The following is a 24,895-nucleotide window of genomic DNA, read 5'->3' as shown; positions in this document are numbered from 1 at the left end:
CTGACCCGGAGTCTATTCAATGGCACAAAAACACTACTCGCGGATTTACGTCGTGCTGTTCATGCTATTGCTGAGTTTAGTCACTCCGGCCACAGCTCGGGCAGAGATGACGTTGGAATTAACAACATCAGGCTCTAACTCCGCAACCGTCGAATTCAGCCTTCAAGATCTTGACGCAATGGACCAGGTGACATTCAGCACCTCAACGATCTGGACAGATGATAAAGTTACTTTCTCGGGGGTGCCGCTAAAAGCCCTGCTTACCGAATTGAACACAGACGGCACCAGTATCGAGATGGTGGCCTTAAATGATTACAAGGTCACGATGCCACTTGCGGAACTTGAAAACGACGCTCCGATCATCGCCACTCGCATGGATGGCGAGACGATGTCTGTTAGGGACAAGGGGCCGTATTGGGTTGTTTTCCCATACGATCAGGATCCCAAATACCGGGCTGAAACGATCTACACGTTCAGCATATGGCAGCTTAAGCATTTGAAAGTCGTAGATTAACACGCTGAGTGTGCTTACGGTGACCTCAAGCAGGAGGTTGCAATTGAAGCCAGAGTTGAACCGATACCGCCTCTTGGTATTGGCAGGCATCTGCCTGTTGATCATCTTGTTCGCAACAATGGTCTCGAACCTGTTAACACAGGTACGCGACTTGTCGAGCGCTGATGAAGACAACATTCAGTGGAGCATTTCGCAGCTTGACATCGAGTTTGCGAACCTCGACGCCGTTCTAACCGAGCAAATTGCTGCACAGACAGGCTTCTCTGACCAATTACAGTTGCGTGCAGACATTGCCTTAAGTCGTTTGAACGTTGTCAATTCTGGACGGGCCCGCGAAATTTATGGTGACAGTAGCGAAGCGGCGGAATTGATTGAGCAAATCGAGGTCTTTGGAGACGATGCCGTTGCAATTTTGGATTCGTCCGAGCCACTGGACGAAACTGATCTACTTGAGCTGAAACGCTTGGTTCGTGACGTTCGCCCTGTTGTTCGAGAGCTTGCATTGCTGGGCGTCCGGATAGTTGCCGAGCGTTCCGAGGACCGGCGCGCTGAATTGGCCGGCCAATTGTCTCGAACCGGGGGAATTGCAGTCGGTTTACTGGTCCTTATGGCACTCCTGTTACTCTTCATGGATCGACTTTTGCAGCGCTCCGTTCGCAGGGACGCGGCTCTATCTGCATCGTCAAAGCAACTTGCATCGACCGTCGCTGCATCACTAGATGCGATTGTAACTTCAGATAGTTCCGGACGTATTATCGAATTCAACGCTTCGGCCGAGCGCGTTTTTGGTTGGACCCGAGACGAAATTGTTGGGTTGACGATGGAGGACACCTTCATCCCACAGCGTATGCGCGATGCGCACCACAATGGCATGAAGCGTTACCTAGAAACGGGCGCGCCACGTGTCGTTGATGCCGGCCGTATCGAGCTTGCGGCTTTGCGCAAAAGTGGCGAAGAGTTCCCAGTCGAATTAAACGTTACAACCACTCATGATGGTGATGACACCAAGTTCATTGCCTACATCCGTGACATCAGCGAGCGTAAGATCAACGAGCAGAAGCTGATTGATGCCCGCGACCGAGCCGAGAGGACGGACAAGGCCAAATCACAATTCATGACAGTGATGAGTCACGAAATGCGCACCCCCCTGAACGGTATTCTGGGTGTGCTTGATCTGCTTAAGACTACCCCCCTAAACGACCAACAGGTTCGCTATACCCGCATCGCAACATCTTCCAGCGAGGTTTTGCTGGAACATGTGAACGAAGCACTCGATATCACTCGTATTGAAACGGGTAATCTTCAACTGAACTCCGAAGCCTTTGATCTAACAGAGCTAATGCAAGCGTTGGTCGAATTGTTTGAACCGCTCGCCATTGAGAAAAAATTGGCTGTGAAACTCGACATAAACCCAGCAGTGCAAGGGCCATATCACGGTGATTCCGGGAGAATTCGCCAGGTACTTACGAATTTGATCGGAAACGCAATTAAGTTCACTGAAGATGGAGAGGTCACTTTACGCGTCAGCGGCATTCATGGCCCCGAAACCTCTTCACTCCGTTTTGAAGTGATCGATACTGGCATCGGAATTCCCGCCGAACAGCACGAACAGGTGTTTGAGGATTTTATTGCCCTCGCGAATAGCGAAGGTCGCCAGGCTCGTGGGGATGGTTTGGGGTTGTCCATCTCTCGTCGCATCGCGCGGGCGATGGGCGGGGATGTGTCCCTAAAAAGTGTCGAAGGTGCGGGATCGGTGTTCATCTTAACTTTGCCTTTAAGACGCACAGGACCTGAGACGCGAGACGACAGTGACAATCTGGCCCAAAACGCCAAGCAAGCGCCCTCCTGCAATATCCTTATTGTCGAAGATAACAGCATCAACCGCAGTGTCCTGTGCGACATGCTAACGACGATGGGACACACTGTACGCGAGGCTGTTAACGGCGAAGATTGCTTGCAAAAGGCCAAGAACGAGGCGTTCGATATCATCTTGATGGACATCAGCATGCCAGTCATGGACGGGATTGAAGCGACCGAACGCTTACGCCGCAGTAACGGGATAAACGCCGGGACACATATTGTCGGATTAACAGCCCATGGGCGCGAAGAATACCGTGAAAGATCTGTAGCTGCGGGCATGGATCGCTTTCATACCAAGCCCATCAGGCTAGAGGCTCTGCAAAATATTGTTGCGGAAGTGACCTCCAAGCACTTGTCCAAACCGGATACGGCACACTTTCCCGAAGCCCTTTCTGAGATGATCGACTTGTTAGGCAGCGCTAAGGTCGCAAATATCGCGGAGAAATTTCTGTCCGAGATAGCTGAATTTACGGCGGATCTTCGCGTCGCGAGCGACCCGCTCGATACGCTGGCTTTTGCAGAAGCAGCCCACAGCGCCAAGGGCGCGGCGTCTCTATTGGGGCAGATTGAACTCCACGATGCTTTGGAAAAGCTGGAACTTGACGCGCGCGATGGAAATCTCACGGCAACGCAGATCTGGGCCGAAACACTGGAAGCCGAGGCAGCAAAGTCCAAATCGGTACTTGATGGGGCCATCAACCGCCACACCAACACCCCATAGGCCTATCCACCCTAACCGTTGGGATAGCTGCCCCAGCCTTAATCCCCGCAATCTATACTCTCGCACCCCGGCACGTTTCGCTCCGGGACTCTACACCTGAGTTTATCTTGAACAGGGTCGCCTGGAGGGGCCCGTGCAGAGGAACATCAAAATGAAAGATTCAAAAAAAATCATAGTGGTCGGTGGCGACGGATTCTGTGGCTGGCCAACGGCGCTCCACTTATCAAAGCTGGGTCATAGCATTACTATCGTCGACAACTTGTCGCGCCGTGAAATTGATGCGGCGTTGGGCTCTGACAGCCTGACGCCAATTGCGTCCATGGAGGATCGACTTGCCGCATGGAAAGAGCATTCAGGCAATACCATTGCATTTAAAAACATCGACATTGCACAGGATTTTGGCGCCGTCACCACTTTGCTGGACACGATCAAACCAGACACCATTGTGCACTTTGGCGAGCAACGCGCCGCACCATATTCGATGAAGGGTGTCGGTGAGAAACGCTACACCGTCGACAACAACATTTCGGGCACTCACAACTTACTAGCGGCATCGGTCGCTCTGGGTTTAGACCCACACTTTGTCCACCTCGGGACTATGGGCGTCTATGGATACGATGATGACGGGTTGGAAATCCCTGAAGGCTACTTGCCGGTCTATGTCCCTGGTGACGATAAGCAGATCACGAAGCGTGATATCTTGTACCCGACCAACCCCGGCAGCGTTTACCATCTGACCAAATCCATGGATCAACTGCTGTTCCAGTTCTACGCAAAAAACGACCGGTTACGCATTACTGACCTGCACCAAGGCATCGTTTGGGGAACTCAAACGAACGAGACGAAACTGGACGAGCGCCTGATAAATCGCTTCGACTATGACGGAGATTACGGAACCGTATTGAACCGCTTTTTGATGCAGGCCGTCGTTGGTCACCCGCTGACGGTGCACGGAACAGGTGGCCAGACACGGGCGTTCATCCACATTCAGGACACCGTGAAGTGCCTTGCCCTGGCCGTTGAAAATCCGCCTGAAAAGGACGGCAAAGTTGCAATCCTCAACCAGATGACTGAAACGCATACCGTGCGCGAGCTAGCCAAACTTGTTGCAGATATTTCCGACGCGCGGATCGCCAACGTGGACAACCCACGCAACGAAGCCGCTGAAAATGATCTGCGAGTTTCGAACAAAACCTTTCTCTCATTGGGGCTGAAGCCGATCACACTGGCCGAAGGGTTGATCGACGAAACACAGAAGATAGCTGCAAAATACGCCGGCCGGTGCATTCACAAGATGATCCCATGTGTTTCAACCTGGACCCACAAACAACGGCCCGGCGTTGTCTTTCCAAAGCCACACAAAGTGGCCTGACCTTCTGCACCGCCCGTGTTGGTCCCGCTTGGAGGTGGGGCCAGCGCGATCGGTTACTTAAAACCATAAAATTACAGTGAAAAACATGCGCATGATTGGCATTGGGCTCATGGGATTTCTTTTGGCAGGCATAGCCCTCCTGCTATCGACAATGAACATTCTGGAACAAGGAAAACGCTACCTCCATGAAGTAACGTTCGGCCCGCAACTGGTGTTTGAGCACCGCACACCCGCCCAAGCGCAGGATGTGTACGAAGCCGTAGTTGTGCGCGCCGATCCGGACCATCCGGTCATTTTATCCGGTTTTCCCGCCTACCAGAGCGTCACATTCATGATGCCAGTGGATGCACGCCCGACGTCTGGATACCTCCAAATCGATGCAACGTCTCAGGTTCTGGATGGGGTTGAAGGGGTGCTGCGCATCTCAATCAATAATACCCGCCGAGGCGAGATGCTGCTGCGTTCAGGCGAGGTGGGACGTTCCCTGCAAATTCCTCTTTCACAGGTGGACTTTGCAGGGAACCAACTGGTCGTTTCTTTCTCGCTGCAGGGCACTGGCCCTCAAATCCAGTGTGGTTCGCAGGACGGTTTCGAAGCCGTTGTTGAGATTGAAACGACCAGTGCCATTTTTTTGACGCTAGATCGGCCACTGCACAGTGTACGCGATCAGGTGCACGCCTGGGGTCATGTCGTGCGTGTTGCTTGGCCCCACTGGCTGAAAAAGGACGAACAGCTTCGCCGCTTGGTGTTGGCAACCCAGTTCCAGCGACGGGGCCTTGCAACCGTGTTTGCTCCGTCCCCACAAGAACCAGCCTTAAATACGCTCGAGCTACGCGCGGTACTTCCAGCCTTTCCTGAAACCGATGTGCATGGGCGAACGGTGGGCGCGTTGGCGCAAAAAGGAATGAATGGTGGTTTGCGCCGCTTTTACAGACAAGCTGTATGGCGTGAGCGTTTCGATTTGGGAGGGCGCAGCGGACAGTACATACCCAGCCAGTTGGACCTGCGCATGCAGCTTGGGCACCTCATGCATGGTCAAAATTGGTCGCTCACCGTAACGCTGAACAACCGACTTGTTTTTCAAGAGCATACCAAGGGGTCTAAAGCCGAGTACGAAACGTTAATTGACCTCCCGGTTGATATTCAGGTCGCCACAAATACGCTGGAAGTAGTGGCGACAACGACCGCTCCGAAAGACGGCGTGTGTGATCAGGGCCCTGAACTCGTGGCGGAGTTACTACCTCATTCCCGTTTGATCATTAGTGACATGCCCTTTGCCAACGCAGTGTCCGAACTACACACCGCCTTGGATAATGTTGGGCCGGTCAACATTGCCATGACTTCAGAACTAACCGCGCCGGACGCTGCCGCGGCAAGCCGCATGTTGGACCTAGTGATACCGGCTGGCGTTGAAATCAAACCGGCTGGAAGAAAGGTTCACATCCATGTCCTGGGCCCAGGTCACCCTGCCCCGCTTTTACCTCATGCTGGCGCCACCTGGTTAGTCACGCAAGTCAGTGCCACCCAAGGCTTGTCCATTAAAAAACTATTGCCGAACGAACCAATGTCGCATGTCGGCCTTGCACTGCTGGTGACGCCCGCCGCCCCGGTATTACCGGAGGCAAAAGGATGAGTGGCGTTGATGACAAGCGCGAACAGATCAACTTTGTCTCGGTCGACAGCGCACCCAAACGTTTTGCCGGATCGGTTTCAGAATGGCAGGCACCCAAGATGCTGGCGGTGTTTGCGCTGCTTGCCACAACACAACTTTGGATCGTGAACACTGATTTTGTCGCACAGGTATTTCCAAACCGTGACTATGTGTTTTCGGCCCATTCGGGGCGGCACGCCATTGCGATCCGGATTTTCCTTATCTCGTTCTTTGTTGCTTTTGCTGCATTCAGTTCCGGCGATTTCCGTGGGCGATCGATGTTTGGCCTGGATCTGGTACTGACCTTTCTGGCAGGTTGCGCGGTATTCGATCTGGCAAATGTCATGGCAGAAGACATCCTCGGATCATCCTTCTCCCTGCATTTCAGTGCTATTGCGTCTGGTTTGTTCGGCTTTGCGGTATATTCGTTCAAACTGTTGGAGCGTGGTTTCATGCCGGCCCGCATACGTGTCCAACATATTCCGGTTAGTCAGATGCGTGCCTTGTTGCGCCTTGGTGTCACAATTGCCATCGCAGCAGGAGTCGCGATGTGGGTTGGCGGTTTGGGTCTGCATCTGGTCGAAGTGATGCGCAGTCTGACGCTGTTGGGTGGCATTGGTCCGGGCGTATTTCTGTTCCTGCCCGTGCTTTTTGGGCAGCTTTATGTGCTTGCTATCTACGATGTGGCGACCGCCAAGAAACCCAAGTTTAATCCACCCGTCTCGGTCATCGTGCCCGCGCATAATGAGTCCTACATCATAAAAGACACGATCAACGCGATGGATCGCGCCGCACAACGCTATGGTGGCGAAGTTAACGTTCTAATCATGAACAACAATTCGACCGACGACACAGAAGAAATCGCGCGCGAGACACTCTTGTCATGCAAGGCCGCAAAGGGGCGCGTGATTAATGTTCCGAAGCCCGGCAAATCTAACGCTCTCAACGCAGGTCTTGATGCCTGCGAGACCGAGTTTCTTGTGCGTGTCGATGCCGACACTCTTGTGGGCGAAGATAACTTTTCCCGAGCTATGCCATACTTCACAGATCCCTCCGTAGGTGTTGTCGGCGGCGTGCCTGTACCACCAGGTGGAGCCCTTTTTGACCGGGCTCGCCTGTTGGAAGTTCTTGTGAAGCACGGCTTTTACTCAGTTGCCATGGGAGCAGTGAACGGAGTTGTGGGTATCCCGGGCATGTTCGTTGTCTACCGCACGCAACACCCACGCCAACTGGGCGGTTTTGTTGAAGGGATGAATGGTGAAGACACCGATATCTCGCTCCGTATTGGTGAGTTGGGCTTCCACTCGGTTGTTGATTCCAAAATCCGCTACATCTCTGAAGTGCCGTCATCCTACAGCCATATGCGTGAGCAACGCATGCGCTGGTTCCGCTCAATCTATCACATCTCGTCGCGCTGTCGGGACCTGATCTATGGACCAAACGTGACGTTGAGGGGGAAAGTTATCCTGCCCTACATGCTGGTAAACTCCGCACGCCGCGCGATGCTTGTCCCTCTGATAATTTTTGGGACCTTAGAGTGGGGCGTCGCGTTTAACGAAAATACCCCTATCGTATGGCAATCCATCGTGGCCGTGACCACAGGTGCGCCTGCGATCGTGGCGGTGGTTGCGTCGCTGCTAAACGGTGTGCCGCGCGGCATCCTTGCGCTACCAGAATACCTGATATTTCGGGTTTTGCGGGCCTATTTCACACTCGAATCTATGCTCAGCATTTTAATCGATATCCGCGCCGAAAACCTTGAGCTTGCGATCCGGCGCGACATCGTTCCTGACAAGCCAATACGGGTAGCATGACCGCGACACTTCAACCTCTGCCACGGAAGATTGGTCGGCACGACCGATGATGTTAAGTGAAGGAGCATAAAATGAGAATAATGGCTTTGGCCGCTGGCTTAGCTTTGACATTGGCAAGTGTGGGTCGTGCCCATGAGCAACGCTTACAGTTCAAATCTCTTATCCAGCAGGAACAGGCCGATCCAGTTGCAGCACATGCTGCAATGATGTCATTGGCAGAAAGTGGGTACGTTCCAGCAATTGATCGGATTGGATATCACTTCCGAAAAGGGATCGGTACGCAAATGGATCTGGAAGCAGCGCGTCATTGGTATGTGAGCGCCGTTGATGCTGGTCATCCTTGGTCCACTGCATCTCTGGCGCGAGTTGAAATGGAGATGGGACGGGGTGACGTTGCATTGGAGCTCCTCCGAGCTGGCGCCCGCGACAACCAACCCGGCGCAGAACGGCTTTTGGCAACGGCACACATTGATCGAAAGTTGGGCGCCGCTTCAGACGCCAAACAGGGACGAGCGATCTTGGAGCGTATGGCGGAGAGCGGTGATCAAAATGCGGCGCGCGATTTAGTGGTGCGCATAAACTGGAAACGTTTAAGAGGACCGGCGCCGGATACAGCCGTAGAGCAAGTTGTGCGTGCAGGCCTTGGGGGTGACGCGAGATACGCCGCAGTTGCACTGGTCTATCTGTCTTCGCAGCCTGATAGAAGCGAAGAGGCTGTTCAAACACGTGCAATGCTCGCGGAAGTCCCAGGCATTTCTGATCGGGTGTTGTCGCCAGAACTGATTAAGCTCGCTGCAGAAATGCATCCCACTCGATTCTGGTCGGAAGTCGAAGATATTCTTGAAGACGCTCAACCAGAAAACTACGCCAAGGCAGCAAGCACGGCCTTTTGGATCAACAAGAATGCGTGGGTTCGCGTGTTACAGAAGGAACTTCGCGCATTCGGATATTATCAAGGTCGGGTCGATGGGATGATGACCTCACGTACAATCAAGGCTCAAAACCGTTTTTGCAGGGATCGCGAGCTTTGGTCAATTTGCGCATCAGGTCCACTCCGCGGAGCAACTGTACGGACCGTGGCGGGTGCAATTACAAAGGAAAAGCATAGCGGCAAAATTGAAAATACTGCGCACCCGGGTTCGTGAACTGAGGCGGAGCAAATGGAAGGTTTTGGACATTCAGGTACGGACTTTTGCGATCCGGCTGAAGAGTTCCGAGCGTGCACCTCGTTTTGGCCTCGGAGAAACAAAACTATTTGGTGTTTCAATTCGTCGCTACTCGCCATCAACGTCGCTGAAGCGGTTTTATGTGAAGCAATCTCTGGTTGAGTGATCAGCGCCCCAGCGGACCCAACGCACCTTTACTTAAATCTGTCTGGCAGCAGACATTGATCCCAATTGCAGAGATCGGCCGTCTCGAGCCCTTAGCTACTGATGCTGCGCGGTACACCAATGCTAGCGATGCGCAGTTAGTGGGGCTTGCAAAGTTATGGGATATGGCTCCATGGTTGCAGGACAATGCCGAAGACGCGCTGAGGAAAGCCGCCATTCACAGCACGTGCAGACTAGGCACCCCCAAGTGCTCGCCATTCGAAGGGGACTGCAGGTTATAAAGCGATCCCAACTTGACCTGGCACGGTGGATCGCGGACTTCGTGGTCGCCACCGACGTCAACGACTTTGGAATGCAGCCACTGACACCAGATTGTTCGCATTGAGACCCAATCGACGACTTTACGAAAACTGCTCGCTTGGTAGAAGCGATCGCACAGTTTGGAGAATCGGTCATTCAATGCCAGCAAATACAAGACTTCTTCCCCTCATTCGAAGTAGAGCCAAATCTTTTCGCCACAACTACGAAGTAATGGTTAAAGAGGCATTTTCGTCAGGAGAGGGAAATAAGACAATTCATTCGAGCGAGTATGGGGGGTATCGGGAAAGACTTCTTGAGGACCTACTTAAAACATTTCTTCCGAGGCATATAGAGACAGGCACCGGCTTCATTATTGGGAGAAACGGCGACACTAGCACTCAAGTTGATAATGTCTTGTTTGACGCAGATGAAACGCCAAGGGTGGAAGACGCAGCTTTTCGAAGGTTTTACCCTATTGAAACCATCGTAGCAGTCGGTGAAGTTAAGTCGTCGCTGCAAAGATCAGATATAACAAAGGTTCTGGAAAAGCTTCGAAAAGTTAAGGAGCTCACATTAGAGAGACCCGAAACCCCCATTCCGGTTCGTCCTAGCTGGCGCGCAGCTGAGGTCGCAATTGCGCAGGAGAAACACCTCTTGCAGATCATGGAGGACAAAGAGGCGGGGCGATGCAGTAGGCCGATTTCGGATCGTATGGAGGAATTATTGCACCGCTTATATGACCCCATTGAAACTCACTGGCAAAATAAAGTCAGCTATGTGGTTTGTTCTGACATTTCAGGAGGCACCAACGCAATGAAAGACGAAATTAAATCTTTCACTTCTCGCGTGACAAGTGAGGAAGAAGCATCAATGGATCATAATATGTTTTTATCTCTTGCAGATGGTTACCAGACATACGCGTATAATGGTAAGGCTCATCTTTATCCAAGAGCCATGATGGATAACGGCAATTACAATGCCCGTGCGACGATGAGTTTCATACCCGCAGATGATGAATGCAACCACATAATTGCCTTTATTTCTGACCTTTGCTCCGCTGTTTCAGATGTCGCGGTATATCCATTCCGAGTTACCGACCACGTCGAAATAGAAAGGTTGCACGTAAAATGGTGACTACGATGTAACTCGAATGTCGCGTTTGGGCTGTTACCGACGTGCCGCGCCAACGAAGGGCTACCTGCAGGGCAACGACGGCTGAGAGCTCTTTTGAGGCATTCGCCGCGACCCGCATATGTGTCAGGTTTTGAGTTCTCGGAGGGAAGGCCTTAGATAAAAACCATTGGACATTGCTGAACGGGTGTTACGTGAACCACCTTCTAGTTACATCGTCACCCATCTGGGTCCTCATCGCTCCAGTGTCCAATTTCGTAAACACCCTGCTTTTTCATGCGACGTATGAACGCTAGGTAGTTAACTACGCGGTCGATCTCATCCAATTCTCCAGTGGCATAGGCGACCGCAATCATCTTGAATTGGGCCTCAAGATCTTCCGCAATTTTTTCGTCTCGTCGAGCCAGACCCTTTCCAGTCCTCAAAGAAACAGTAGTTGTTTCGTCTTCGCTCCACATCTCATCGAGATAGGCCTTTAGATTAAGCTCGGGACTATCCGCGCCCAGCTTGCCTACGGCCTCCCATATTGGTTGAAGCCGTTCAGTAAGATTTCTTCGACTGCTAGTCGTGTTTCTTTACCTCGCGGTACAGCAGTTTAACGTAGTTGCCCCAATCGATAGACCGCCACTTTTACCGATGAGCATGTGTGGCGGAGCATCAACCTTTCTCCGCCGCCTGCTTATCTTGGTTCCAACTGTCGTAGAGAGATTTCCGTACCCAGAACTTTTGCGCCGGTCTGCAGCGGATAGTTTTCACGCACAAAATCCTGCACACAAGCCCTGAGGACTGCCGTCGCCAGGTCCTCTTCAGTTTCCTTAAGCCAGGTGTAGAATTCGCCCATACGTTCCAGCGATGAAAACTGAACACTATAGTGCTTTTTCAAATTGCCCTCTAAATCCAGAAAATGGCTTAGCGAGCGTTTGCGTTCACCGTTCTGATCCACCGGAAAAGCAATATTATAGTGCCTCCAGAGTTCGTTGGCATCATCAACTGCCAGGGCTCACCGAATTCCGATTTCAGTAAAATCAGTCGATAGAGTTGTGGCAAGAGCGAATACCCGCCCGAACGATACTGCCTCTGGATCAACTTTGAACCACAGATCGAGCTCGACCGGTGGCAAGTTTTCCCCATCGCCATTTAAGTAAGCATCAATCGCCGAAATACTGCTTACCGAGAAGTCGTGTATCTTAGAATCACGATTTCCAAGGAAGCTCCGCATGACTGCGGTTCCCGAAGTTTTTCCACTGTTGTTTGGACCAACAAACACCGTCTCCTTTTCTTCGAAATCTAGATCAATGCTCTTGAGGCGGCGAAAGTTTCTTACAGAAATGCTGTATAAGCGCATGCAAAACCTCATTTTTTCTTGAGGCCATAGTATCATCATGAGAGAATCTGAAAAAGGGAATGGCGAGCTTTTTGATCTATTTCAGGTTGCCAGCTTCAACATGCCGCAGCAGAGTTGTCAGGTCCCGGTAGAGGCGAGCCTCCCGTAGTGGTCACGGCTATCCGGCATCCATCCCTGAAACAAAAAAATGTAAGGAGGGAAAGACCAGAAAGAACTATCAAGTTTCAGGTGGCAGGACTGACGCCCCGCCGATTCTGTTTCGTGAGCCAGCGGGAATTGGACAAACCGGACGCCTCTGGCCATCAGGGGTAAGGCGCTGCCTTCCCCCTCGGGCAACCCTATTAGACAATACCGTATCCTCGGCTGCGCCTGCGGGCCGCACCACTATTGTCGAATAGCATTGCCTCGCCCCCATCCGCGTTCGCCACACGGCAGATCAGCAGGAACAGGCGCCTTCGGCGTCTGATCTGCAAATCAGCCCTGATTTTCCAAAAAGGGAAGTCAGGATCATTGAAATCGGTCTGGGTGCTGGATGAAGGAAGTGAGGCGAAAATGGAAAGGTTCTGTCGCTGGTGGCAGAACCATGTGTCGCCTTACACAGGGTTTAAGTGGCGGACCGAGGATCTTTCGGTGATCTATAAATTATTGTTTTTAATCATTATATTACATGAATATCCAGTATCAAATGTTGCGGGATTTGTTGCGGGATCAGATGAACCCCTTAGACACTCTTGGTGATGAACTGGGCGCGTTCGAGCAATTCATCGAAAGTCAAAATATCCACCGTCCGGTTTTCTTGGCGAAACAGTTCAAATGTGTCGCGTTTTATTTGCGCTGTTCTCACGCTTTCCGCTTCATCAAATTCACCTCGCGATCCGATGACTAAGATTGTTTTTGCGTTGCGCGTTCGCGCCTCAAGTTTTTCCGTTCCGGTCCTATTGTAATGATCGCCACTTTGAGCTGAGGCCAACCACTCGGCTTTTTGCTCAAGGACTTGAGAAACAGCACTGGTAAACTCAGAACTAAACTCCCACGTTCCAGCCCTGCCGCCTTTGCCTGATTTGAAAATTCGCGTGTTTGGCCGTTTGATTTCTACCAAAACGGTATAGTCAGTGAAGTTGAGCAGAAAATCGACAACGGGTTTGTTCTGGTTGTCTGTTCCACCTCCTCCAACCGTCATTTCACGATCAAATTGACGCATGATCCGATAATCAAGGCCGTAGCCAAATACCCATTGATGCTTATCGAAAAAGTCTTGCCAGTGGGCTTCGGACCAATTCCCGGAAGCGATCTGTGCTTCAAATTCCTCAACACCCTGACGCCTTCCCAATAGGATATTGATCTCCTCACTTGTGAGGTCGGCCTGCAAAGCGCGAACAACTGATTTTCTCTGGTCATTACTTAATGACTTGATGCGTTCGACTAACCCACGATCAGAAGCGTCAATTATCGCTTTCGGACCTGATTGGGTGGAAATGTCCTCAATTTGGAAGTTGTCTTCGTTGGAAAGATCAATGAACTCAATTTGCTTCAAGAACGACAGCAGGCGGGTGAATTCATCTTGTCGGAAAGTAAACTCGTTCTTCTCGGAAGCTTGGATCCAATCACCCGCGCGCGTTTGAAAGCTCTGCAATGTGATACGACGCACTTGCTTTTCGTCTTGGGTTACTAGTGCCGTTACCTGCGTTTTTCGCTTCTCGCCGGTTAGACGTAAACATGCCGCCCCCTCAACTTCACCAAGTTGTAACCTATCAGAGCCCTCCATCACCATTCGCACCTGTCGTAGTTTTTCAGGTGAGCGGTCGCTATAAGAGAAGACCTTTGAAATGTATGTCTTCGATTCTTTTCTTAGTTCGAAAAATTTTTGTTCATCATTACTCATGCCGGGAGTTTGCGTTGGTAACCACCACGGCACAAGATTCTATCCTGCGCCGATGCAAACAAAGTGCATTCAATAATAAATGTTGCGGGATTTGTTGCGGGATAGTTTGAATCCCCCCTAAATTTTCGATTCCGAGTGCGAAAAAGTTGTTTATTTTCAATAATTTAGGGGAAACCAGTGGCGGACCGAGGAGGATTCGAACCCCCGACCCCTTGATTCGTAGTCAAGTACTCTATCCAGCTGAGCTATCGGTCCGCGTTGGTGAGGCGGTATGTAGACCCGAGGCCAAGGGCGCGCAAGTCGATTCTTCAAAAAAACTTCAAAAAGTCATATCGCCGCGTGGAAGCCTTATTTCAAAGGTGGTTCCATCAGGCCCTGTGTCTTTCAGAAACAGGTCTCCGCCGTGACCCCGCACCAATTCTTGCGAAATCGCGAGCCCAAGTCCCGAGCCGCCTTTGCGAACACCACCCTGAAATGGTGTAAACAGATTCTCTCGGGCCTTAGGAGGCAGGCCTGGACCCGTATCGCTGATTTCGATGCACCAGTCGGCTTCAAGCTCAGATGCAGACACTGTTACGCGCCCCGCCTTACCAGAGACCAAAAGCGCCTGACGGGCATTGCGCACAAGATTCATGACAACCCTGAAAATCTGTTCCGGGTCGGCACGGATAACAAGATCTTCGGGTACGTCGTTCACGATCTCAACGCAGGCATCGGCAATGGCGAGTTGTTCGCTGGCGACAACATCTGCGGTAACGTCCCGCAAGCGCACCATGGTCAGGGTTGGGGCTGGTTCTTCGGCGCGTCCGAACGCCAAGGTGCTTTCGCACAAGGAAACCGCCCGCGTGATCGAATTGACAAGTTTGGGTGCCATTCGCGCCACCAGGGGGTCATTGCTGGCCTCAATTCGATCGGTAAACAGCTGAGCAGAGGTCAGAATGTTGCGCAGATCGTGGCTGACCTTAGCCACCGCCCCGCCCAACTGGGCCAGACGTTCACGTTGTTTCAGGGCCTGGGTCAGATCGGTTTGAAGCATCTGCAGGGCCTCTTCGGCCTCGCGCAGTTCGGTCACCTTGGAATTGGGGGAGATGATGCCGCGCGCATCCTCAGGTGCGCTGGCATAGCGCTGCATGTAGCCAACAACGCTTTTGATCGGACGCACCAGTACCACGCGCACAGCCAGAAACAGGAACGAGGCCGTTATGATTGAGATCACAAAGGACAGCCCAAGGATGCGGAGCCCATAATCCGTCATGGCCATGCGCAAGGGCTCACTGTCCATTGTCACCTCGATCAACAGTCCTGCGTCTTTGACCGGCGCGCCGATCACACGAATGACCTCGTTTTCGGGGGTAAACAGCCTCGAGACAGCATCACGGATCAGCACCCAAGCGCTGGCATTACGCAAATCAAAGGTCTTGGTGATCTGGGTCGGGATCGGTGAAGACAGCATGAGCTGACGCACCTCGTCGCGGCGCAATACGACGTTATAGACCCCCGCATTTGACAGCAATTCCGCTTCAAGCTCATCAGCCAGCATATCGTCGGCCAACAAAGCAAGCGAGGCGATCTGGGCGCGTTCCAGCCGGTTCAGCAGAAAATCTTCACGGAAACGCGCGATCGAGGGCACAAAGATCAGTACTTCGGCCAACATGACGAAGACCGTCGTCAGGATCAGAAATCGGCCCGACAGCGAGTTCAATTTACGCTCCTCCTTGGGTCAGGGGATCCAGCGTTGGACGAACCTGACCACTCGTTTAACCATTTGATTCTCAAACAGCCTTGGAGAGAAATAGGCTCCTGCCACACGTTTGTTAAGCTCTCCGACCGTTGGGTAAGGCGAAACCATCGCTGCGATCTGACCCATCTTGAGATTATTGGCCAGCGCCAGCGACCACAAGTTGATCAATTCTCCGGCCTGATATCCGACGATTGTCGCGCCCACAGGTCGGCCCTTTGCGACCATCACCTTGATGAACCCCTTGGTCTTGCGCTCGGAAACTGCGCGGTCATTGTGGTGATAGTCGAACCGGGCAACCTCCACCGCGTCGCCATGCTGTTCACGGGCTTGTGCCTCGGTCAGGCCGACCTGTGCCAGTTCGGGATCTGTATAGGTGGCCCATGGGATATGAGCGGTCTTCGCTTTCGACGGAAGCCCAAATAAGGCAGAGCGGATGATGATCCCCGCATGATATCCGGCGACATGGGTAAATTGCAGCCCACCTGCAACATCACCAATGGCATAGACCTTGCGATTGCTCGTGCGTAAAGAATCGTCCACCTTGATGCCTGCCCGCGTGCTGTCGATCCCGGCAGCGCCGAGGTTCAGACGGTCGATATTGGCCTTGCGTCCGACGGCCAGCAACAGATGAGAGCACGCGTAGACCTCATCATTCTCAGTGACCACCTCAATGGTGCCTGCATTTTCTCGGATCTGGGACACCATGGCGTTTTCATGGATTTCGACACCTTCAGTCCGAAGGCTGTCCAGCACGACGGCTGCAGCTTCAGGGTCGTCTTTGCCCAGCGCACTAAGGCCCTCGATCACGGTCACTTTGCAGCCCAGCCGGATATGCGCCTGCGCCATTTCCATGCCGATGGGACCTCCGCCGATGATCAGCAGGTGCTCGGGCTTATCGCGCAGGTCGAATATGGTCTCGTTGGTGTAATACGGCACTTGATCCAGCCCGGGCAGCGGCGGCACCAAGGGCGATGAACCTGTGGCCACCACGACGCGACGGGCGGTGATCAGATGATCTCCGGCCTGTACCTGCGTGGGTGAGATGAAACGACCGTACTCCCGGATTACCTTGACGCCAAAGCCCTCAAAACGCTCCTGACTGTCCATGGGTTCGATTTGAGCGATGACGTTTTGCACGTGTTCTTTGGCGGCTGCATAATCCACCCGTGGCGTCACATCCGCGACACCAAAAGCCGACGCGTGGGCCTGAGCATATGCAGCCTTGCCGCTGGCGATCAGAGCTTTGGATGGGACACAGCCGAAGTTCAGGCAATCCCCACCCATCTTGTGGCCTTCCAGCAGGATGACATCCGCACCCATCTGGCTGGCCCCGGCGCCTACAGACAACCCGCCTGACCCGGCCCCGATCACCAGGATATCGGTTTTCAACTCTTGCATGGATCAGGAACCCTTTCGACCACGGAGGGATTTGATGACAATCGGCAGCGCTGCCAGCGCGCACAAGCCAATAATTGGCCCGATCACGAAGGGTTCCCATAACAGCGAGACATCCGGGGTTTCGCCGCGATCAAAGACACCACCCAGCCCAACACCGATCCAGGTATAGACAATCCCACCAGGGATGATGCCCAGCGCCGTCGTAATCAGGAAGTTTCGGAACTTTACCCCAACCAATGCGGGCACCAGATTGGCAACGAAGAAGGGCACCACAGGTACAAGACGCAGCAGGAACAAAACCGAGATTTCATTCTCACGCAGCCCGTCCTTCAGTTTCTTGACCGTCCCTTCCGAGGCTTCAAGCTTGGCGGTCAGAGATTCACCCAAACCCCAGCGTGCGGCCAGAAAGATCGTCGAAGCGCCTATGGTTGCGGCAAAAACATTAAAAGCCGTTCCTGCAAGCAACCCGAACAGGAACCCACCGGTCATCGAAGCGACCGCAGCACCAGGCAGCGAGAAGGCAACAATAATGATGTAAATCCCTACGAAAGCCGCAGCCATCGCCCAGTAGTTTGAATCGCGCCAGGCCAGCAGGGCCTCGCGATTGTCGCGCAGGGTTTCAAAGGTCAGATAGTCGCCCAGCGCAAAGAACCCCACGGCGGCAACGGCGAGAATCACCGCCAATGGGATATGACGCGCCAGCCCGTTGCGCGGGATCTTGGTGGTTTCGTTCATCTGGGTAGCAGGTTCTTGTTCATTCATCTTGCCCACAACATGCGCCGCCCGCGCGCGCTGCAACAGAGGCCTCACGGGGCCTTGATGTTTATGGCACTTAATGTGAGGGATACGCGCTCTGAACCCGGTTTTTGAAATCTTTTGCCCGGACAGATTACAGATTTGTTGCAAAACGCACCAAAACCCCCACCTAGGGGTTTGACTTACCCCCCGCTACCCAGTAGAGGACGGGCTTCGAACACTAGGGCCAGGCGAATCCGCGCCGCACCCACCGCTATAGATTGGAGACGGAGCGATGAAACGCACCTATCAGCCTTCGAACCTGGTTCGCAAACGCCGCCACGGTTTCCGCGCGCGCATGGCCACCAAAGCCGGCCGCAAAATCCTGAACGCACGTCGCGCACGCGGCCGCAAGTCGCTGAGCGCATAAACCGCTCGACCTTTCAGGTTATGAACATGACGCCGCCGGAGGCCCCTGAGGATGGTAATAACCAGCCGCGGGTGATGCCCCCGGCGGCGTCCGTTTGCGCATCTGAATCATTGACCGTACTGCAGAATCGCTCGGACTTTCTGAAAGCCGCGCGGGCCAAACGGCAAGGCACTGCATCGATGATGGTGCAGGCGCGTAAACGTGGCGCTGATGAGGCTGCGGGCATTCGCATCGGGTTCACCTGCTCAAAGAAGGTCGGCAATGCCGTCGCCCGCAACCGCGCCAAACGCCGCCTGCGTGAAGCCGCGCGAGCCGTATTAACCATTCATGGGCATGCGGGCTGGGACTACGTGTTGATCGGCCGCGCCGAGGTTACCGCTGCACGGCCCTTTGATGCGCTGAAAGACGATTTGCGCTATGCGCTGCGCAAAATTCATGGGGGTGGCAAGTGAACATATTTGCCCATCTCCTCGCCCTGCCCGTCCGGGCCTACCGGTTGATCTTCAGCCCCTGGGTCGGATTCAACTGCCGCTATCAGCCGACTTGTTCGGCCTATGCGCTGGAAGCGCTTGAAAAACACGGCGCCATCAAGGGCGCATGGCTGGCGGCGCGCCGGATCGGGCGCTGTCATCCGTGGGGTGGCGACGGTTATGACCCTGTGCCCGAAGACGAACGACCCTGACCCTTGCCCGGCTCACCCAACTGCGATAGGCCCCGCCCATGTTTGATGAAGCCGACGATATCCATCCGCTTTTTGCCGGTGCGCCTTCAACCACCGAGTTCAAGAAGCTGCGCAAGCGCATCGTGCGCCAGACGCGCGAGGCCATTGAGCAGTACGGCATGGTGGACCGCACCGCCGAAGGTAAAACACCCCGCTGGTTGGTCTGCCTATCGGGCGGTAAGGACAGCTATACCCTTCTGGCGGTGCTCTACGAACTGAAATGGCGCGGTCTGCTGCCCGTGGATCTTCTGGCCTGCAATCTGGATCAGGGGCAACCGGGGTTCCCGGCAACAGTCCTGCCAGAATTCCTAGACCGTATGGGGGTGCCACATCGGATTGAGTATCAGGACACCTATTCCGTTGTGATGGACAAAGTTCCGCAGGGCCGCACCTATTGTGCGCTGTGTTCACGCCTGCGTCGTGGCAACCTCTATCGTATCGCGCGCGAGGAAGGCTGTTCCGCAGTTGTGCTTGGCCATCACCGCGATGACATCCTTGAAACCTTTTTCATGAACCTGTTCCATGGCGGTCGCCTTGCAACCATGCCACCAAAACTGGTGAATGAAGAAGGTGATCTGTTCGTCTATCGCCCGCTGGCCCATGTGGCCGAGGCGGATTGCGAGAAATTCGCCAAAGCGATGAACTATCCCATCATACCCTGCGATCTGTGCGGCAGTCAGGACGGGCTGCAGCGCCAACAGGTCAAGCAGATCCTCGATCAGTGGGAAAAGAACAGCCCCGGCCGGCGGCAAGTGATGTTTCGGGCATTGACCAATGCGCGGCCTTCGCATCTTCTGGACCCAAAACTGTTTGATTTCGCAAATCTTTCGATCGATCCGATTCAAAAAGACGAAAATTCAGACGATATTCCCCAGTTACGTTAACGCCTGACTCAGATTGATTTCCTACGGTTGGCTTGCGCGATCCTAGCCCAAGCTGAAGGCCCTAAAACCTATGCGGAAATTCCTCTTTGTCGACTGTTGTTCCGAAACGCTGCGGATATTTCTCACCGGACCGCAGGTTCTGGCATTTATTCCCGCGGCGTGTTTAGCCGCCTTCTGGTTGGGCGGTGAACGTGCACTTGTTACCACGGCTTTGGGTTTGCCCCTTGCTTTTGCCGTCATCGGAAATTGGGGAAGCCGTTCTTATACAGCCCGCAGTTCAGGTATGCGCCCCAGCGGCCTGGTTCCCTATGACGTTTTTCAATCAGAGTTGGAGGCGTTGAGTGAATCGGTCAGCAAATCAGGTGAGAATGCCGCCTGTATTGCAATTGCTTTGGACGGCTATGCCGACCTTCAGGATCTGCACGGTCAGGCTGCCGCCACTCATGTAAAGCAGCAATTCAGTGATCGTATCCTGTCGATCATCCGAAATCAGGACATCTTTTCGCAGATCGATCAGAACCGGTTTCTCATTGGCCTGCATCCCTCCCCACATCTTGATCTGGAAGCTTGCATTCAAATGTCCGGCCGCATCCAAAGCGCAGTCGAAGAGCCGCTTTTGTTGAATGGCACAGGAGTTTACCAATCCTGCTCGATCGGGTTTTGCCTGCATTCAGACCTGCGACAGGCCGAGGCTGATGAGTGGATTGGCGCCGCCACCGCTGCACTGTCCGAGGCGCAAAGAAGCGGTCCCTCGACCATACGCGCCTATTCAACCGCGACCCGTCGGCGATCCCTGGTCCGAGCCAATTTGAGAAAAGAGTTCGAGGCGGCATTGGACAATGGAGAGATTCGGCCCTGGTTTCAGCCTCAGGTTTCAACGGATAATGGGAACATCACAGGGTTCGAGGCTTTGGCAAGGTGGGAGCATCCAATAAAAGGTGTTCTCAGCCCGCAGGTATTCCTGCCCTTCGCCGAGCAAGCCGAACTGATGGAGCGGCTAGGCCAAATCATGCGTCACCATGCTTTTAAAGCGATGCAAGCTTGGGATCTTGCAGCATGCGTTGTGCCCCGGATCGGTATCAATTTCTCATCCGATGAGTTGCGCAATCCCGGCTTGATCGACCGCCTGAAATGGGAGTTGGATCAGTTTGATTTGACACCGGATCGGCTGGCGGTTGAGATTCTGGAAACCGTGTTCTCTCGCAAGCCGGATGACGTGATCACCCGGAATGTAACCGGCATGGCTGCGCTTGGATGTTGTATCGACCTGGATGACTTTGGCACCGGACATGCTTCAATCGCCTCTATCAAGCGGTTTGACGTCTCGCGGATTAAAATTGATCGGACGTTTGTCACCAAATCCGATCAGGATCCCAGCCAGCAGCAACTGGTCAGCGCCATTCTGACCATGGCTGAACGTCTGAACCTCGAGACGCTCGCCGAAGGCGTGGAAACGCCCGGCGAGCACGCGCTGATGGCGCAATTGGGCAGTAACCACGTTCAGGGGTTCGGAATTGCAGAGCCAATGCCATTTGAGCAGACCCTGGATTGGATCGCGGCGCATCGTGCCAAGATCAGGGGTGCATCCAAGATCGGTCGCAAAATGGGATGAAATCTGCAATTACGGTGCGCCAAATCCAGCGCCGGAGCGATTTGATGGGCGATTCCGCTTGACCTTTGGGGCTGCACTCTGTTGAACCCACCGGGTGTGTTTCACTGCTCAAGGTGGCTGTCCCCGATGGACGATCAGAACAAAAATCTCATCCTTGCAACCGCGCTCAGCTTTCTGGTGATCCTTGTCTGGTTCGTGCTGTTCCCACCGCCGGAATCAACCACGACGCAGGACGCTGCAGAAATTGCTGCTCTGGAAGGCGACGAGGTGCAAACACCCAGCGCGACCAGCACCGTGGGTGAAGCCACAGCGACCGCCGAGGAAACGCTGCCAGAGGAACAAGCCCCTCGCGTCAACATCGACACCCCCCGTCTGAAAGGCAGCCTGTCCCTGTCCGGCGGGCGGATCGATGAGCTGTTTCTGAAAGATTATAAAGTCTCGATCGAAGAAGGCGCGCCTATTGTTGAGCTGCTGTCTCCGGTTGGTTCGGAATCGGCTTATTATGCCCTTTACGGCTGGGCACCGGGTACAGGAGTTGCAGGTGCGGATGTCCCGGGCCCCAACACGCTCTGGACATTGGAAGAGGGTGAGACGCTTGGCGTAGACAACCCCATCACGCTGGCCTGGGACAATGGCAATGGCCTGACTTTCCGCCGCACCATCGCGGTCGACCAGGACTACATGTTCACAGTTACCCAATCGGTTGAAAACGCGACCCAATCCGAGGTGGGCATGGCCCCCTATGGCATTCTTGCACGCCACGGTATTGGTGAAGATGGCGACCTTCCGGGCCTGAAAAACTTCTTCATCCTGCATGAGGGTGTGATCGGCATGGCGGACGGCACGCTGTCAGAAGTTGACTATGGTGATGTCCGCGATTTTGACATCGACCCGAACGAACGGGCGCAGGCCGAGGTCTATCAGGTCAAGGAAGATGGCTGGATCGGCTTCACGGATCACTACTGGATGACCACGCTGATCCCAGAGCCGGGCTCGACCTTCAAAGCAGCCGCAAAATATGACTCGCGCCGCAAAATCTATCAAACCGAAACGGTGCTGCCGACGCTGACCGTAGCGCCGGGTGAGACTGCTAAAGTGACCACACGCCTGTTCGCTGGTGCCAAGGAATGGGAAGCCATTCGGGAATACCAGGCCGAAGGTGTGCAGAAGTTCATCGACAGCATCGACTGGGGCTGGTTCTTCTTCCTGACCAAGCCGATCTTCTGGCTGCTGCACAACATCAACCTGCTGATCGGCAACATGGGCTGGTCCATCATCGGCCTGACCCTGATCATCAAGGCGATCCTGTTCCCGCTGGCGTTCAAATCCTACGTTTCGATGGCCAAGATGAAGGAATTGCAGCCCCAGATGGAGGCCTTGAAAGAGGCCGCAGGGGATGACCGCCAGAAGATGCAGCAAGGCATGATGGAGCTGTACAAGAAGGAAAAGGTTAACCCGGCCGCAGGCTGTTTGCCGATCCTGATGCAGATCCCCATCTTCTTCTCGCTGTACAAGGTGATTTTTGTCACCATCGAACTGCGTCAAGCCCCATGGTTTGGCCCGTTCCAGGACCTCAGCGCTCCGGATCCGACCTCAATCTTCAACTTCTTTGGTTGGCTGCCTTGGGCGGCACCGCAGCCTGAAAGCTTCATGGCGCTGATCTTTATCGGTATCCTGCCACTGCTGCTGGGTATCTCGATGTGGCTGCAGCAGAAACTGAACCCGGCACCGACCGATGCAACACAGGCGATGATCTTTGCCTGGATGCCATGGGTTTTCATGTTCATGCTGGGCGGATTTGCCAGCGGTTTGGTGGTCTACTGGATCGCGAACAACACGATCACATTTACCCAGCAATACCTGATCATGCGGAGCCAGGGCTATACGCCCGATGTATTCGGCAACATCAAATCAGGCTTCAAACGAACGCCAAAGACGGACGACAAATGAGCGGTTCGGTCACCAGCATTTGGCGGCACCCGATCAAAAGTCACGGGCGTGAACGCCTTGATCGCATTACCATGATCCCCGGGCATACCATGCCCGGGGATCGTGTTTGGGCGGTTGCACATGAGGCGTCGAAAGCGGATGGATCGGAATGGGCACCCTGCGCCAATTTCAGCCGAGGCGCGAAGGCCCCTCAGTTGATGGCAATCTCGGCGCAGCTGCAAGGCGACTCGGTCACGCTGAGCCATCCCAATCGCCCCGATCTAAGCTTTGAGCCCGACGTGCAACAGGATACCTTTCTGGACTGGGTCAAACCGCTGATGCCTGCAGATCGCGCTGCGTCTGCCCGCATTGTCCGCGCCGCTAATCGCGGCATGACGGACAGCGATTTTCCTTCGATCAGTTTGTGCAACATGTCGTCGCATCGGGCGGTCGAACAGAAGCTAGGCAGGGATCTTTCTATCGCTCGCTGGCGCGGAAATATCTGGTTCGATGGCCTGCCGCTGTGGAATGAGCTCGACTGGATTGGCCGCGACATCCGGATCGGCGAGGCCGTTTTTCATGTGCGCGAACGCATCACGCGGTGTTTGGCGACAGCCGCCAACCCTGATACGGGTGAGCGGGATGCCGACACACTGGGTGCGCTGAGCAGCTGGGATCATCAGGATTTTGGCGTTTATGCCGAAGTTCTGGAAGGCGGCACCATTCTCACCGGTGACGAGGTTCAGGTTCTATGACCCCACTTCCCTTTCCACTAGCTGAAACGCCAGATGAATTCGCAACGGAAACCGGTCGAAAGCTGTTTGCCGGGCCATCCGAATTCGTCAAAGGCGTCGTTGCCATGGATGGCCTGCCTGCCCCCGATCGGCTGGAGGTATGTTTCGCCGGGCGTTCGAATGTCGGTAAATCCAGCTTGATCAACGCGCTAACGGGCACCAAGGGGTTAGCACGTGCCTCGAACACGCCGGGGCGTACTCAAGAAATCAACTTTTTCACGCAAGGGCCTGAACTCTATTTGGTCGACCTGCCTGGGTACGGGTATGCGAACGCGCCGGTGAAGGTCGTGGAAAAATGGCAACGTCTGCTGAAACAGTATCTGAGTGGACGTCAGACCCTGCGCCGTGCCTTCGTCCTGATCGACTCGCGCCATGGGGTGAAACCTGTGGACGCCGAGATCATGAAGCTGCTGGATACCAGCGCAGTGACCTTTCAATGCGTTCTGACAAAGGCCGACAAGGTCAAAGCAAAAGACCGGGAAAAAGTGCTGGACCAGGTGCGCGCCGCGCTTTCGAAACATCCTGCGGCCTTCCCCGAGATCGTGTTGACCTCATCCGAGAAGGGCGACGGCATTCCGACCCTGCGTTCGATCATTGCGCATCTGGAGTGACGCTGTTCAGCAATATCCAAGTCATGAGCTAAGGAAGCCGGGTCGCGCCCATCGGGTACGGCCCGTTCAGATTGGCTGTTTCCGCGATCCGGTCTTGGCACCATCCTCCAAACGCCCTA

The 24,895-nt window shown here is 54.0% G+C and carries 21 protein-coding genes and 1 tRNA gene; 15 read left to right on the top strand and 7 right to left on the bottom strand.

All coding sequences use genetic code 11. The annotated features are described in order from the left end of the window. Positions 1 to 19 precede the first annotated feature (19 nt). From ACR0KC_RS21795 to ACR0KC_RS21765, 7 genes are all read left to right on the top strand, one after another. Complete coding sequence (locus ACR0KC_RS21795) at positions 20 to 514, top strand: putative pterin-binding protein (protein WP_480707628.1); 495 nt, start codon at positions 20 to 22, stop codon at positions 512 to 514. Positions 515 to 557: 43 nt separating this feature from the next. Continuing rightward, on the top strand, positions 558 to 3,095 hold the full coding sequence (locus ACR0KC_RS21790) for a hybrid sensor histidine kinase/response regulator (protein ID WP_480707629.1): 2,538 nt from the start codon (positions 558 to 560) through the stop codon (positions 3,093 to 3,095). A gap of 151 nt (positions 3,096 to 3,246) precedes the next feature. Beyond that, positions 3,247 to 4,467 carry an NAD-dependent epimerase/dehydratase family protein gene (locus ACR0KC_RS21785; protein ID WP_480707630.1) on the top strand — a complete coding sequence of 407 codons (1,221 nt, stop codon included), beginning with the start codon at positions 3,247 to 3,249 and terminating at the stop codon, positions 4,465 to 4,467. A gap of 85 nt (positions 4,468 to 4,552) precedes the next feature. Beyond that, entirely contained in the window at positions 4,553 to 6,100 is a 1,548-nt protein-coding gene (locus ACR0KC_RS21780) for a hypothetical protein (protein WP_480772228.1), read from the top strand. Further along, entirely contained in the window at positions 6,097 to 7,932 is a 1,836-nt protein-coding gene (locus ACR0KC_RS21775; protein WP_480707632.1) for a glycosyltransferase family 2 protein, read from the top strand. The genes ACR0KC_RS21780 and ACR0KC_RS21775 overlap by 4 nt, the downstream gene beginning before the upstream one ends. 56 nt (positions 7,933 to 7,988) lie before the next feature. Continuing rightward, positions 7,989 to 9,077, top strand: a complete 1,089-nt coding sequence (locus tag ACR0KC_RS21770) for a hypothetical protein (RefSeq protein ID WP_480772229.1) — start codon at positions 7,989 to 7,991, stop codon at positions 9,075 to 9,077. A 645-nt stretch (positions 9,078 to 9,722) separates the two neighbouring features. After that, on the top strand, positions 9,723 to 10,697 hold the full coding sequence (locus ACR0KC_RS21765) for a DUF6602 domain-containing protein (RefSeq protein WP_480772230.1): 975 nt from the start codon (positions 9,723 to 9,725) through the stop codon (positions 10,695 to 10,697). Positions 10,698 to 11,373: 676 nt separating this feature from the next. Here the strand turns inward: ACR0KC_RS21765 and ACR0KC_RS21760 are convergent. The 7 genes from ACR0KC_RS21760 to ACR0KC_RS21730 form a co-directional block, all read right to left on the bottom strand. Beyond that, the gene (locus ACR0KC_RS21760; protein WP_480772232.1) at positions 11,374 to 11,577 is read right to left on the bottom strand and encodes a hypothetical protein; all 204 of its coding nucleotides are present in this window, start codon (positions 11,575 to 11,577) and stop codon (positions 11,374 to 11,376) included. 117 nt (positions 11,578 to 11,694) lie between these two features. Beyond that, complete coding sequence (locus ACR0KC_RS21755) at positions 11,695 to 12,039, bottom strand: AAA family ATPase (protein WP_480707637.1); 345 nt, start codon at positions 12,037 to 12,039, stop codon at positions 11,695 to 11,697. A 721-nt stretch (positions 12,040 to 12,760) separates the two neighbouring features. Further along, positions 12,761 to 13,954, bottom strand: a complete 1,194-nt coding sequence (locus tag ACR0KC_RS21750; RefSeq protein ID WP_480772233.1) for a Shedu immune nuclease family protein — start codon at positions 13,952 to 13,954, stop codon at positions 12,761 to 12,763. A 145-nt stretch (positions 13,955 to 14,099) separates the two neighbouring features. Beyond that, positions 14,100 to 14,176 (bottom strand) — tRNA-Arg (locus ACR0KC_RS21745). A gap of 64 nt (positions 14,177 to 14,240) precedes the next feature. Further along, positions 14,241 to 15,623: a sensor histidine kinase gene (locus ACR0KC_RS21740; protein ID WP_480562667.1), complete on the bottom strand. Its 1,383-nt coding sequence runs from the start codon at positions 15,621 to 15,623 to the stop codon at positions 14,241 to 14,243. A gap of 18 nt (positions 15,624 to 15,641) precedes the next feature. After that, on the bottom strand, positions 15,642 to 17,060 hold the full coding sequence (locus ACR0KC_RS21735; protein WP_480707638.1) for a dihydrolipoyl dehydrogenase family protein: 1,419 nt from the start codon (positions 17,058 to 17,060) through the stop codon (positions 15,642 to 15,644). Between the two features lie 3 nt (positions 17,061 to 17,063). Then, a complete protein-coding gene (locus tag ACR0KC_RS21730; protein WP_170392949.1) occupies positions 17,064 to 17,795 on the bottom strand; it encodes a TVP38/TMEM64 family protein in 732 nt (243 codons plus the stop codon). 295 nt (positions 17,796 to 18,090) lie between these two features. Between ACR0KC_RS21730 and rpmH the strand changes: the two genes are divergently transcribed. The 8 genes from rpmH to yihA all read left to right on the top strand — a co-directional run bounded on the left by rpmH (position 18,091) and on the right by yihA (position 24,776). Beyond that, positions 18,091 to 18,225 carry a 50S ribosomal protein L34 gene (gene rpmH / locus ACR0KC_RS21725; protein WP_005980833.1) on the top strand — a complete coding sequence of 45 codons (135 nt, stop codon included), beginning with the start codon at positions 18,091 to 18,093 and terminating at the stop codon, positions 18,223 to 18,225. A gap of 26 nt (positions 18,226 to 18,251) precedes the next feature. Beyond that, a complete protein-coding gene (gene rnpA, locus ACR0KC_RS21720; protein WP_223117081.1) occupies positions 18,252 to 18,677 on the top strand; it encodes a ribonuclease P protein component in 426 nt (141 codons plus the stop codon). After that, on the top strand, positions 18,674 to 18,907 hold the full coding sequence (gene yidD / locus ACR0KC_RS21715; RefSeq protein WP_223117082.1) for a membrane protein insertion efficiency factor YidD: 234 nt from the start codon (positions 18,674 to 18,676) through the stop codon (positions 18,905 to 18,907). The genes rnpA and yidD overlap by 4 nt, the downstream gene beginning before the upstream one ends. Positions 18,908 to 18,945: 38 nt before the next feature. Then, complete coding sequence (ttcA, locus tag ACR0KC_RS21710; protein WP_170402750.1) at positions 18,946 to 19,830, top strand: tRNA 2-thiocytidine(32) synthetase TtcA; 885 nt, start codon at positions 18,946 to 18,948, stop codon at positions 19,828 to 19,830. A gap of 70 nt (positions 19,831 to 19,900) precedes the next feature. Next, positions 19,901 to 21,442 (top strand): putative bifunctional diguanylate cyclase/phosphodiesterase, encoded by a 1,542-nt coding sequence (locus ACR0KC_RS21705; protein WP_480707639.1) that lies wholly within the window; start codon positions 19,901 to 19,903, stop codon positions 21,440 to 21,442. Positions 21,443 to 21,568: 126 nt separating this feature from the next. Then, positions 21,569 to 23,392, top strand: a complete 1,824-nt coding sequence (gene yidC / locus ACR0KC_RS21700) for a membrane protein insertase YidC (protein ID WP_170392873.1) — start codon at positions 21,569 to 21,571, stop codon at positions 23,390 to 23,392. Next, entirely contained in the window at positions 23,389 to 24,126 is a 738-nt protein-coding gene (locus ACR0KC_RS21695) for an MOSC domain-containing protein (protein ID WP_480772256.1), read from the top strand. Before yidC ends, ACR0KC_RS21695 begins: the two co-directional genes overlap by 4 nt. Then, positions 24,123 to 24,776, top strand: a complete 654-nt coding sequence (gene yihA / locus ACR0KC_RS21690; RefSeq protein ID WP_170402761.1) for a ribosome biogenesis GTP-binding protein YihA/YsxC — start codon at positions 24,123 to 24,125, stop codon at positions 24,774 to 24,776. Before ACR0KC_RS21695 ends, yihA begins: the two co-directional genes overlap by 4 nt. Positions 24,777 to 24,895: the final 119 nt, after the last annotated feature.

The sequence above is a fragment of the Ruegeria sp. CF3 genome (genome assembly GCF_056537365.1).
The sequence above is the reverse complement of the archived record's forward strand: the minus strand, read 5'-3'. Positions and strand labels throughout refer to the sequence as shown.

Coding starts and splice junctions, on each gene's coding strand:
- ACR0KC_RS21795 (WP_480707628.1), top strand. CDS start 20: ATGGCACAAAAACACTACTCGCGGATTTACGTCGTGCTGTTCATGCTA.
- ACR0KC_RS21785 (WP_480707630.1), top strand. CDS start 3,247: ATGAAAGATTCAAAAAAAATCATAGTGGTCGGTGGCGACGGATTCTGT.
- ACR0KC_RS21780 (WP_480772228.1), top strand. CDS start 4,553: ATGCGCATGATTGGCATTGGGCTCATGGGATTTCTTTTGGCAGGCATA.
- ACR0KC_RS21775 (WP_480707632.1), top strand. CDS start 6,097: ATGAGTGGCGTTGATGACAAGCGCGAACAGATCAACTTTGTCTCGGTC.
- ACR0KC_RS21765 (WP_480772230.1), top strand. CDS start 9,723: ATGCCAGCAAATACAAGACTTCTTCCCCTCATTCGAAGTAGAGCCAAA.
- ACR0KC_RS21755 (WP_480707637.1), bottom strand. CDS start 12,039: ATGCGCTTATACAGCATTTCTGTAAGAAACTTTCGCCGCCTCAAGAGC.
- ACR0KC_RS21735 (WP_480707638.1), bottom strand. CDS start 17,060: ATGCAAGAGTTGAAAACCGATATCCTGGTGATCGGGGCCGGGTCAGGC.
- ACR0KC_RS21730 (WP_170392949.1), bottom strand. CDS start 17,795: ATGAACGAAACCACCAAGATCCCGCGCAACGGGCTGGCGCGTCATATC.
- rpmH (WP_005980833.1), top strand. CDS start 18,091: ATGAAACGCACCTATCAGCCTTCGAACCTGGTTCGCAAACGCCGCCAC.
- rnpA (WP_223117081.1), top strand. CDS start 18,252: ATGACGCCGCCGGAGGCCCCTGAGGATGGTAATAACCAGCCGCGGGTG.
- ttcA (WP_170402750.1), top strand. CDS start 18,946: ATGTTTGATGAAGCCGACGATATCCATCCGCTTTTTGCCGGTGCGCCT.
- ACR0KC_RS21705 (WP_480707639.1), top strand. CDS start 19,901: ATGCGGAAATTCCTCTTTGTCGACTGTTGTTCCGAAACGCTGCGGATA.
- yidC (WP_170392873.1), top strand. CDS start 21,569: ATGGACGATCAGAACAAAAATCTCATCCTTGCAACCGCGCTCAGCTTT.
- ACR0KC_RS21695 (WP_480772256.1), top strand. CDS start 23,389: ATGAGCGGTTCGGTCACCAGCATTTGGCGGCACCCGATCAAAAGTCAC.
- yihA (WP_170402761.1), top strand. CDS start 24,123: ATGACCCCACTTCCCTTTCCACTAGCTGAAACGCCAGATGAATTCGCA.